The organism is Caballeronia ptereochthonis (assembly GCF_001545075.1).
GTDB classification, from domain to species: Bacteria; Pseudomonadota; Gammaproteobacteria; order Burkholderiales; family Burkholderiaceae; genus Caballeronia; species Caballeronia ptereochthonis.
This window is the reverse complement of the sequence record NZ_FCOB02000055.1, coordinates 17,256-27,842: the sequence shown is the minus strand read 5'-3', so window position 1 is coordinate 27,842 and position 10,587 is coordinate 17,256. Positions and strand designations below refer to the sequence as shown.

Genomic DNA, 10,587 nt, shown 5'->3' with positions numbered 1-10,587 from the left:
GTGCGCGAGCCACGGCGCCTCAGTCCTTTGAGGGCGACACTTAGGGGCTGGGCCAATCCGAACCATGACGACGCGTCTGCCTCAAGCACTCCGGGCCAAAGCTGCTTTCTTTGGTTGCTTTCTTTGCAGCAGCAAAGAAAGTGACTGCCGCCCCGCACAGGGGCAACGCTAATAGACCACTAAGAATTCAGGATTCCACGAAAGCCGAAGCAATCGAACGAAAAGCCCAAGCAAAACAAAAACAAAACCCATCAAGCAGCAATAACCACAACCTCATCCTCGACGCTTTCGGAGCCAAGATACCGCCTACCCACTTCAAGCAACGTCGCCCCAAACCCCTTCGCGGCCCGAAAATCCGTCCGTGCACTCGTCACCACCCGCGGTGAAGCACTCCATTCGATCCGCGCGCCGCTCGCAACCAGCGCCTCCACCAGCGCCACATCCTCGCTCGATTCAAACGGAGGAAATCCACCCGCCCGCAAATAAGCCTTCGCCGACACACCCAGATTCGCACCATGAATATGCCGATGCCCGTCCGCATCCGTATAGGTGCGCCCGAAGTGCTCGCGCACCGCGCCGATATGCGGCGACCAGTCATGCACGCCGATCACGCCGCACACCGCATCGGCGCCGCAGTCGAGCTGGCGCACGAGCCAGTCTTCCGCGACAGTGGTATCGGCATCGGTGAAGGCGAGCCAGCGCGCGCCCAGCGCCAGCGCCCGCTCGGCGCCATGCGCGCGCGCCATCCCCACATTGCGCGCCTCGATGGACAACACATCCGCGCCCAGCGCCCGCGCAATGTCGCCCGTCTCGTCAGTGCAGCTGTCCAGAACGACGATCACGCGCGCCGCTTCTCCAAGCAACTGATGATGATCCGCCGCGCGACGCGCAGCCGCCACGCACGCGCCGATATGCGCAGCTTCGTTGTGAGCAGGAATGACAATGGCAAGCATGGCGGCTCCGTGTATTGATGATGTCGTCCGCAGGCAATCGACAAGACAATCGATTGCCGCGGCGGATCAATTTCAGCAATGGCCGTTCCCATGTTTCGTCCCCGAAACGCCTCCCGTAAAAGGGCTCGATCATCCTCAAATAGTTGCCGGAAAGCAGCTAGCATCGCTAGAATTACTGTATGGATATACAGTACTTTTCTGATTCCGCTCGCCGATGAAAAGCATCATCCTTGATCCGTCGTTTGCCGCCTGGCGCACCGCTGCGCGCGATCTCCTCATGGAGGGCGCACGGCCGGAGGAGGTGTTGTGGCGCGAATCGGATGCCTCGGCAACGGTGTTCGGCACCATCGAGCCGCCCCCGCCCGGCTCGGTCGATCCGAACGCGAAGAAACCGGTGAAGATCGCCCGCGAATTCCTCGCCATGCTGGAAACGGCAGCGTGCTATCGCGCGCCGGACCGCTGGCCGTTTCTCTACAAGGCACTGTGGCGCTGGACACAGGGCGATCGCGCCGTCGCGTCGCCGCAAGACGCGGATGGCCACCGGCTCCACCGGATGATCGAAACGGTCGAGGCCGAGGAAAGCGAGATGCGCAAGGTGCTGCGCTTCCGGCATCGCGATGCATCGCTCGGGCCGCCCGAGTTCATCAGCTGGTTCGAGCCGGTGCACGATCTGCTGGAGCACGCCGCCATGCACTTCGCGACGCGCATGGGCAGCGCCACGTGGATGATCGCCACGCCCCACGGCGCCGCCTTCTGGGACGGCGCGCTCCTGCGCGTCGACCGCACGAGCGAGCCGGAGGAGAAGCCGATGGACTTCGGCGAAACCGCGATGAGCGGTGAGGCGGTGAGCGGCGACGCCATCGAAGCGCTCTGGCTCGCGTACTACGAGAGCACTTTCGCGCCGGCGCAGGCGAATGCCGCCGAAATGGCGTCGCACATGCCGGTGCGCTACTGGAAAAGCCCGCAGAACGAGTGCGCCGATCCCGCGCTGATCTCCCGCGCCGATCCTTACTCGCGGCGCGACCGTCATCCGCGCAACGTGCCGCCCGAGATGGAAGTGGCCATCAACACGGATCTGGAGCCGATCAAGGGCACGATGCTCACGGAGCCACCGTCGCTCGACGCATGCAGGCGCTGCGCGCTCTGGCGCAACGCGACGCAGGCCGTGCCGGGCGCCGGTCCCGCCGATGCGCGGGTGATGCTGGTCGGCGAGCAGCCAGGCGATCACGAAGACCGCGAGGGCAAGCCGTTCGTCGGCCCGGCGGGCAAGCTCCTCGACGAGGCGTTGGCCGAGGCCGCGCTCGAGCGCGAATCGCTCTATCTGACGAACGCGGTGAAGCACTTCAAGTGGGAAGCGCACGGCGACGAACGCACCCATCTCGCGCCCGCGCAGCGCGAGCGCGAAGCCTGCCGCTACTGGCTCGACGAGGAGTTGAGGCGCATCGCGCCGAAAGTGGTCGTCGCGCTCGGTGCGACCGCGCTGAAGGCGCTCACGGGGCATCGCACGGCGCTTTCCGAGTATCTCGGCAAGACCATCGAGCACCAGGGACGCATCGTCGTGCCGACCTATCACCCGTCGTATCTGCTGCGCCTGACCGACGAAAAAGTGCGCACGGAAGTCTTCGGGACGATCGTCGAGGCGCTCGTTTTCGCGCAGCAGATCGCGGACGGCACCGCGACGACCCGCACGCCCGTCAAGGACCGCACGCGCTGACCGGGCAGCAAATGCAACAGGAAGCAACAGACGAAACAAGACGAAAGCGCCGTCAACTTTCCTGTAAGCCGCGCGTTATACCGGTGTCGCGCCGCCCTGGCGCTCATCGATGGCTCCGATCACAACCTCCATGGCCGCTCTCCCGCTTCAGGAACTCCGCCGTCAGCAGTCCCTCGCCACCCTCGTGCCGAAATCGTCCGGTCAGCTGAAGTCCGAACGCGAGCGCATCCTCGCGCGCCTGCAGTTGCTGCTCAACGCCACCATCGCGCTGGCGCTCGCGGGCGCGGCGCTCATCGCGTGGCTGCCGTTCTCGCCGGTGCCGCACGAATTCCGCTTCGGCGCGCAGGAAGTGCTCGCGGTCGCGGTGTTCGCGTCGTGCCTGTTCATCCTGCACGAGCGCGCCGAACTGGCGCTCGGCCTCTACGACTACGAGCCGGTCGAGCAGACGACGCAAGGCGAACTGCGCGCGCTGCTGCATCGCGTGCCGGAAGGCGCGTCGTATCAGGAAGCGCTCGCCGCCGACAACCGCACCTTCACCACCGGCGAAATCGATGGCATCCGCCGCCGCGCCGAAGCCTTCACGCCGAAGGCCCTGCCCGCCGAAGACGGCAATCCGGAAACCTGAGCGCCCGGCGCTCACGGCGCACGCCACACCGAAAGCCGCCGCCTCGCGATGACGAGGCGGCGGTTTTTTTGCGTCCGCACCCAAACCGCGCTCCTTGACGAGCGCCGCCGCGGCTCCTTCAATATCTGAACAGATGCCCCGCGCGACGATCAAACTGTCACGGTTCCCGTTGCAATCTGTACGTGCCGCCGCCGCCCGCGAGAAGCGCGACATGCGCAATCACGGCGAATCCGCGCCGGGCATGGCGGGTGCTTGGGAAGTGCCCGGTCGCCGCGGAATCGCGGAATTTCGAAACGAGGCCACGCCACTTGCAGGAGCCAAGATGCGCGCCAATCCCCTTTCCCCTTTGAGCGAAAACCTCGCCACCGCGCTGATCCCCGACACGCCGAGCGCCCCGGGCGCCGTCCTGTCCGCGGACGCCGCGCCCGCCCCGGCCGATGCCGAGTACGACGAGCCCGAGTACGACGAGCTCGCCGCGCTTCACGGCATCGAGCGCGAGCGGCTCGTGCTGATCCATCCGGGCAGCCACCACGTCGCGCCCGCCTGGCCCGCCGAGCATTACGCCGACGTCGCCGACCAGCTCGCCGCCGACGGCTGGCAGATCGCCATCGTCGGCGACGCGCCCGATCCCGAGCGCACGGCGGGCGTTCTGGGCGCGATGCAGACGGCCGCGCTGTTTCTCGCGGGCGCCGTCACGCCGCGCACGCTGCCGCGGCTGATCGCCAATGCGCGCCTGCTCGTCTCCGACGACGCCGCCGCGTCCTCGCCCGTCGCCGCTGCCCGCGCGCTCGGCACACCGCATATCGTGCTCGACGAGCATCCGCGCGACACCGGCAGCGACGCGATCGCGGCGCGCGCCCGCGCCGCACTGTCAGGCACGGGCGACGCGCATCCGGGCCATCCGTTCACGCTGCACATGCCGGCGGCGCACGAGTCCGCCTGAGGCGGCCGTGCGCGCGCCGAACCGCCCTTCGAGGAACATCATGAAATTCGACATGCAGACCAATCCCGTTCCGGATCCCGTCGCGGACCCGAACCGCGATCCGGAAGCCGATCCGCTCACGCCGCCTTCGCCGGGACATCGTCCGGAAGAGCCGCAGCATCCCGACGCGCCGCCCGACAAGGATCCGATCCGGCGGCTCTGACGCTTCGTCCACGCCTCAAGTCAGACGAATTCGCTTAGGGGTATCCCCGCCCTACATTCGCCGCAGCGCCTGCCGTAAAGCGGGCATGCGGCGGCATGCGCCGTCGCAATGAACCACGCGAAGAAACGACGGGCGCACACATGAACAGAATGACCTTGAACAGGAAGCTCGGCTCGCTGATCGCCGTGCTGTGGATCGGCTTGATCGCGATCGGAATCATCGGGGCGTGGCAGAACCGGGCCTCGATGATCGACGACCGCAAGGAGCAGTTGAAAACCCTCGTCAACGAGGCGCATGCGATCACCGCGCATTACGCGGCGCTCGCCGCAAACAAGACGCTCACCGAAGAGGAAGCCAGAAAGCGCGCGCTCGAAGCGATCGGCGCGATTCGCTACGGCACGGACGGCTATCTCTCCGTCAACGATTCGCATCCGAAGATGGTGATGCATCCGATCAAGTCCGGCATGAACGGGCAGGATCTCTCGACGTACACGGATCCGGCGGGCAATCGCCTGTTCGTGGATATCGTGAAGGCGGGCGACCAGCCGGGCGGCGGCTTCGTCAGCTATCTGTGGCCGAAGCCGGGCAGCGACAAGCCGGTCGGCAAGCTCTCCTACTCGCAACGCTTCGCGCGGTGGGACTGGTACATCGTCACCGGCATGTACATGGACGACGTGCAGAGCGCGTTCTGGGCGAGCGCGCTGCGCTGGCTCGCGATCACGGCGGTGCTGGGCGGCATCGCGACGGCCGCGATGCTGATCGTCCTGCGCAGCATCAGGCGCAATCTCGGCGGCGAGCTGGAGCTCGCGGTCGGTGCGGCGCACCGCATCGCGCGCGGCGACCTGACGAGCACCGTCGACGTGCATCCCAACGACACCACGAGCCTCTTGCACGCGCTCGGCATGATGCAGCGCGGCCTCGTCGAAACCGTTTCGCGCGTGCGCAACGGCACCGAGAACATCAACGTGGGCGCATCGGAAATCGCGGCGGGCAACACCGATCTGTCGCAGCGCACCGAGGAACAGGCGGCCGCGCTCGTGCAGACCGCATCGAGCATGGACCAGATGACCGCCAACGTGAAGAGCAACGCGGAAAGCGCCGCGCAGGCCGCGCGTCTCGCGGAGCAGGCGGCGGATGTCGCGACGCGCGGCAGCGGCGTCGTCGACGACGTGATCGACACGATGACGCGCATCACCGCAAGCTCGCAGCAGATCGGCGACATCATCGGCGTGATCGACGGCATCGCGTTCCAGACCAACATCCTCGCGCTCAACGCGGCCGTGGAAGCGGCGCGCGCGGGCGAACAAGGACGCGGCTTCGCGGTCGTCGCGGCCGAGGTGCGCAGCCTCGCGCAGCGCTCGGCCACGGCGGCGAAGGAGATCAAGGCGCTCATCGAGACGTCGACGCAGACGGTGCAGCAAGGCGCGTCGCTCGTGTCGAACGCGGGCGCGACGATGACCGAGATCGTGCAGTCGGTGCGCCGCGTCAACGAGATTCTCGACGAGATCAGCCACGCGTCGAGCGAGCAGAGCGCGGGCATCGAGCAGGTGAACCGCGCGGTGGTCGAGATGGATCAGGTGACGCAGCAGAACGCCGCGCTCGTCGAAGAGGCGGCCGCCGCCGCGCATTCGCTGAAGGATCAGGTGGACGTGCTGCGCGAGGCGATCGGGAGTTTCAGGCTGCCGGCCTGAGCGGTGCGATGGCGCGTGGGAATTCCCGCGCCGTTTGCCTCATTCCCCCAGAAAACGTTCGACCAGACGCGCCCAATAAGCCGCGCCGACCGGCAGATTCCTGTCGTTGAAATCGTAATGCGGGTTGTGGACCATGCAGCCGTCCTCGCCCGCGCCGTTGCCGATACGCAGGAACGTGCCCGGCCGTTCCTGCAGCATGAACGCGAAATCCTCGCTGCCCATCAGCAAATCCGCGTGCGCGACGACGTTCTCCTCGCCGACCAGTTCGCGCGCCACCTGAGCTGCGAACTCCGTCTCCGCATCCGAATTCACGACGACCGGATAGCCTTCCAGATATTTCACCGTCGCCTTCGCGCCGTAGCTCGCGGCCTGCGATTCGACCAGCTCCTTGATGCGGCGCTTGAGGAGTTCGCGCACTTGCGGGCTGAAAGAGCGCACGGAAAGCTCGAGCGTCGCGCGGTTGGGGATGACGTTGTTGACCGTGCCCGCGTGCATCGATCCGACCGTGACGACGGCGGGCTGCGCCGGATCGACGTTGCGCGCGACGACCGTCTGCAGCGCCATCACGATGCTCGCGGTCACGACGACCGGATCGACGGAAAGATGCGGGCGCGCCGCGTGGCCGCCGACGCCTTCGATCACGATCGACACCTGATCGCCCGCCGCCATGAACGGCCCCTTGCGGAACAGGAACGTGCCGGGCTGCGCGCCGGGATGGTTGTGCACGCCGAACACGGCATCGCAGTGAAAACGCTCGAAGAGGCCTTCCTCGATCATCTTCTGCGCGCCGCTCGGCACGCCGTGCTCCTCGGCGGGCTGGAAGTAAAGGTGCACCGTGCCGTTGAAGCGCCGCGTGCGCGCCAGATGCCGCGCGGCGCCGAGCAGCATGGTCGTGTGGCCGTCGTGGCCGCACGCGTGCATCTTCCCGTGCGCCTCGCTCGCCCAGGGCTTGCCGGTCTGCTCGACGATCGGCAGCGCGTCCATGTCGGCGCGCAGGCCGATGCTCCTCGTGCCGTCGCCCGCCTTCAGCGTGCCGACGACGCCCGTGCCGCCGACGCCGCGCGTCACCCGCCAGCCCCACTCTTCCAGACGGTCGGCGACGAGCGCCGCGGTGCGCGTCTCCTCGTAGGACAGCTCCGGATGACGGTGGATGTCGTGGCGAATCTCGCGCAGCGAAGGCGCGTCGTCGGAGAGATCGGCGATGACGGTGAAGCGTTGATCGGAGGAGGAAGTCGTCATGGAGAGACCCTTGCTGAATTGAGCCGGGCGGCGCGGGTTGCGGGGCCGCCCGATGCGGATACACGAAAACGGCGCACATGATCCTCCACATCCGCGCGCCTTTCCAGTTCCGCGCGAGATTTTTTTCCGCAGGCGAAAGCGAGGCGCGAAGTTTCGACCGGTTCAGTGCAGAAAGCGATCGATCACGTCCGCGAGTCTGGCGAACGCCGGTGCGATTTCCTCGTCCGGCACGCACGCATAGCCGATCAACAAGCCGGATTCCGCATCCGGCCGATGCGCGTAATAACCCGACAACGGCCGCACGACGATGTTCTCCGCGAGCGCCGCGGCCGCGACCGCGCGATCGTCCACTTCCTTCGGCAGCTTCAGCACGAGATGCAGTCCGGCATCGCCGCCGGCGATGGCGAGCGTGTCGCCGTAGCGCGCGGCGATGGTCGCGAGCATCACGTCGCGGCGCTGGCGGTAGAGCACGCGCATGCGCCGGATGTGCGACGTGAAGTGCCCCTGCTCGATGAACTCCGCGAGCACCGCCTGCTGCAGCAACTGCCCTTCGCGATAGAGCTCGGCGCTCGCCATCGCGAAGCTCTCCGCGAGCGCCTCCGGCACGACGACATAGCCGATCCGCAGCCCCGGAAAGAGCGTCTTGCCGAAGCTGCCGACGTAGATCACCTGCCCGCCCGTGTCCATGCCCTGCAGCGACGCGAGCGGGCGGCTGCCGTAGCGGAACTCGCTGTCGTAGTCGTCCTCGACGATCCAGCAGCGATGCTGGCGCGCATATTCGAGCAGCATGCGGCGGCGCGCGAGGCTCATCACCATGCCGAGCGGATATTGATGCGACGGCGTGACGAGCATCAGCTTCGGCGGCGCGGCGAGATCGGCGGGCGCGGGCGCGATGCCTTCCGCGTCGACGGGAATCGCCTTCAGATCGAGGCCCGACACCTGCAATACGCTGCGCACGCCCCAGTAGCACGGGTCTTCGGTCCAGATCGTGTCGCCGGCGTCGGCGAGCAGGCGCGCGGCGAGGTCGATCGACTGATGGATGCCGGTCGTCACGACGATCTGCTCCGGCGAACAGCGCACCGAGCGCGACGTGCGCAGATAATCCGCCAGCGCGTGCCGCAGGCCCGGATGGCCGCCGCCGGGCGCGTAGGTCAGCAGATCGGGCAGCGGGCGGCGCCAGTATTTCGCGTGCAGGCGGTTCCACGCGCGCGACGGAAAGCGCGAGACGTCCGGCACGCCCGGCATGAACGCGCCGCCCTGGCGTTTCGAGACGCCCGCGCCCGCAATCAGCCGCGCGCCCCGCGCCGAAAGCGTCGATTGCGCGTCCGGCGGCGCGGCGGCCTCGGGCGGCGCGTCGTCGAAGAGGATTTCGTCGGGCGCGCTGTCGGCGACGAAGGTGCCGCGCCCGGTCGCCGACGCAACATAGCCTTCGAGCGCGAGCTGCTCGTACACCTGCGTCACCGTATTGCGCCCGACGCCGAGCTCCGCCGCGAGCAGCCGCGACGACGGCACCTTCGCGCCGGCGGCGAGCTCGCGCGTGAGGATCGCCTGCTGCAGGAGCCGGTGCAATTGCCGGTAGATCGGCTGGCCGTTCGAGCGGTCGATGCGCTGCGCGAGCCAGTCCGACAGCACGCTTGCGCGGTTGGACATCGAATTGGCTCCTATAGATTTATTGAAATGGCTCTGAACTTGAGGGCCAAATCTTACTATAGTCGTCTTTAAATTCAGCCGGCCGATGCGGCCTCATCAGACCCAGCATTGAAGCGCTATTCGCGCGAAGGAGATTTCCCGTGAGCACCCTCAAGAACGCCGATCTGCAAGCCCGCAAGAATGCCGCGACCCCGCGCGGCGTGGGCGTGATGTGCGACTTTTACGCAGCGCGCGCCGAGAACGCGGAATTGTGGGACGTCGAGGGCCGTCGCTTCATCGACTTCGCCGCGGGCATTGCGGTGTGCAACACGGGGCATCGTCATCCGAAGATCGTCGAGGCGATCCGCGCGCAGCTCGACTGCTTCACGCACACCGCGTATCAGATCGTGCCGTACGAGTCGTATGTGTCGCTCGCCGAGAAGGTGAGCGCCCGCGCACCGGGCTCGCACGCGAAGAAGACGGCGTTCTTCACGACGGGCGCGGAAGCCGTCGAGAACGCGGTGAAGATCGCGCGCGCCGCGACGGGCCGTCCGGGCGTGATCGCCTTCACGGGCGGCTTTCACGGCCGCACGCTGATGGGCATGGCGCTCACCGGCAAGGTCGCGCCGTACAAGATCGGCTTCGGGCCGTTCCCGTCGGACGTCTTTCACGCGCCTTTCCCGAATCCGCTGCATGGCGTGTCGGTGGAGGATTCGCTGCGTGCGATCGAGCATCTGTTCAAGGCGGATATCGAGGCGAAGCGTGTTGCCGCGATCATTTTCGAACCGGTCCAGGGCGAAGGCGGTTTCGTTCCGGCGCCGATGGAGTTCGTGCGCGGCCTGCGCAGGATTTGCGACGAGCACGGTATTCTGCTCATTGCGGATGAAGTGCAGACCGGCTTTGCGCGCACCGGCAAGCTTTTCGCGATGGAGCATTACGGCGTGGTGCCGGATCTGATGACGATTGCGAAGTCGCTTGCGGGCGGCATGCCGCTGTCGGGCGTCGTGGGGCGGGCGGAGATCATGGATGCGGCCGCGCCCGGCGGACTGGGCGGCACGTATGCGGGCAATCCGCTCGCGGTGGCGGCGGCGCATGCGGTGCTCGACATCATCGATGGCGAGAAGCTCTGCGAGCGCGGCACGGTGCTCGGCGACAGGCTCAAGGCGAAGCTGGAGGCGCTCAAGGCTGATGTGCCGCAGATCGCCGATGTGCGCGGGCCGGGCGCGATGATCGCGGTCGAGTTCTGCAAGCCCGGCTCGCATGACGCGGATGCGGCTTTCGCCAAGCTCGTGCAGACGCGCGCGCTGGAGCGCGGGTTGTTGCTGCTCGTGTGTGGGGTTTATTCGAACGTCGTTCGGTTCCTGTTTCCGCTCACCATTCAGGATGAGGTTTTCGAGGAAGCGCTTGGGATTCTTGAAGATGTGTTGACGGAAACCGTCGGGGCGGCGGTGTAACGGGATTCTGGGTTTTCGCTGCGCGAGGCGGGGTTTGGGGCTCGCTCGCGCTTTGTTTTCTTTGTTTCGCTTTGTTTTGCTTTTGTTTTGGTTGCTTGGGCTTCTGTGGAATCCTGAGTTCTTAGTGGTCTATTAGC

The 10,587-nt window shown here is 66.6% G+C and carries 9 protein-coding genes; 6 read left to right on the top strand and 3 right to left on the bottom strand.

What is annotated here, in order from left to right; all coding sequences use genetic code 11:
- Window positions 1-251: 251 nt before the first annotated feature.
- A complete protein-coding gene (locus AWB83_RS34025; protein WP_087049992.1) occupies window positions 252-953 on the bottom strand; it encodes a glycosyltransferase family 2 protein in 702 nt (233 codons plus the stop codon).
- A 214-nt stretch (window positions 954-1,167) separates the two neighbouring features.
- Between AWB83_RS34025 and AWB83_RS34020 the strand changes: the two genes are divergently transcribed.
- From AWB83_RS34020 to AWB83_RS34005, 5 genes are all read left to right on the top strand, one after another.
- Window positions 1,168-2,667 (top strand): UdgX family uracil-DNA binding protein, encoded by a 1,500-nt coding sequence (locus AWB83_RS34020; RefSeq protein WP_087049991.1) that lies wholly within the window; start codon window positions 1,168-1,170, stop codon window positions 2,665-2,667.
- 109 nt (window positions 2,668-2,776) lie between these two features.
- Complete coding sequence (locus AWB83_RS34015; protein ID WP_244197980.1) at window positions 2,777-3,292, top strand: hypothetical protein; 516 nt, start codon at window positions 2,777-2,779, stop codon at window positions 3,290-3,292.
- 322 nt (window positions 3,293-3,614) lie between these two features.
- Window positions 3,615-4,235 (top strand): glycosyltransferase family 9 protein, encoded by a 621-nt coding sequence (locus tag AWB83_RS34010; RefSeq protein ID WP_087049995.1) that lies wholly within the window; start codon window positions 3,615-3,617, stop codon window positions 4,233-4,235.
- A gap of 40 nt (window positions 4,236-4,275) precedes the next feature.
- Window positions 4,276-4,437: a hypothetical protein gene (locus AWB83_RS36895; RefSeq protein ID WP_008353824.1), complete on the top strand. Its 162-nt coding sequence runs from the start codon at window positions 4,276-4,278 to the stop codon at window positions 4,435-4,437.
- A gap of 149 nt (window positions 4,438-4,586) precedes the next feature.
- On the top strand, window positions 4,587-6,128 hold the full coding sequence (locus AWB83_RS34005) for a methyl-accepting chemotaxis protein (protein ID WP_087049994.1): 1,542 nt from the start codon (window positions 4,587-4,589) through the stop codon (window positions 6,126-6,128).
- A gap of 39 nt (window positions 6,129-6,167) precedes the next feature.
- Here the strand turns inward: AWB83_RS34005 and AWB83_RS34000 are convergent, their stop codons facing one another.
- Together AWB83_RS34000 and pdxR are read right to left on the bottom strand one after the other, a co-directional pair.
- A complete protein-coding gene (locus tag AWB83_RS34000; protein ID WP_087049989.1) occupies window positions 6,168-7,367 on the bottom strand; it encodes a M20 aminoacylase family protein in 1,200 nt (399 codons plus the stop codon).
- A gap of 162 nt (window positions 7,368-7,529) precedes the next feature.
- Window positions 7,530-9,017 carry a MocR-like pyridoxine biosynthesis transcription factor PdxR gene (gene pdxR, locus AWB83_RS33995; protein ID WP_087049988.1) on the bottom strand — a complete coding sequence of 496 codons (1,488 nt, stop codon included), beginning with the start codon at window positions 9,015-9,017 and terminating at the stop codon, window positions 7,530-7,532.
- A gap of 140 nt (window positions 9,018-9,157) precedes the next feature.
- Between pdxR and gabT the strand changes: the two genes are divergently transcribed.
- Window positions 9,158-10,450 carry a 4-aminobutyrate--2-oxoglutarate transaminase gene (gene gabT / locus AWB83_RS33990; RefSeq protein WP_087049987.1) on the top strand — a complete coding sequence of 431 codons (1,293 nt, stop codon included), beginning with the start codon at window positions 9,158-9,160 and terminating at the stop codon, window positions 10,448-10,450.
- Window positions 10,451-10,587: the final 137 nt, after the last annotated feature.

Coding starts and splice junctions, on each gene's coding strand:
- AWB83_RS34025 (WP_087049992.1), bottom strand. CDS start 953: ATGCTTGCCATTGTCATTCCTGCTCACAACGAAGCTGCGCATATCGGC.
- AWB83_RS34020 (WP_087049991.1), top strand. CDS start 1,168: ATGAAAAGCATCATCCTTGATCCGTCGTTTGCCGCCTGGCGCACCGCT.
- AWB83_RS34015 (WP_244197980.1), top strand. CDS start 2,777: ATGGCTCCGATCACAACCTCCATGGCCGCTCTCCCGCTTCAGGAACTC.
- AWB83_RS34010 (WP_087049995.1), top strand. CDS start 3,615: ATGCGCGCCAATCCCCTTTCCCCTTTGAGCGAAAACCTCGCCACCGCG.
- AWB83_RS36895 (WP_008353824.1), top strand. CDS start 4,276: ATGAAATTCGACATGCAGACCAATCCCGTTCCGGATCCCGTCGCGGAC.
- AWB83_RS34005 (WP_087049994.1), top strand. CDS start 4,587: ATGACCTTGAACAGGAAGCTCGGCTCGCTGATCGCCGTGCTGTGGATC.
- AWB83_RS34000 (WP_087049989.1), bottom strand. CDS start 7,367: ATGACGACTTCCTCCTCCGATCAACGCTTCACCGTCATCGCCGATCTC.
- pdxR (WP_087049988.1), bottom strand. CDS start 9,017: ATGTCCAACCGCGCAAGCGTGCTGTCGGACTGGCTCGCGCAGCGCATC.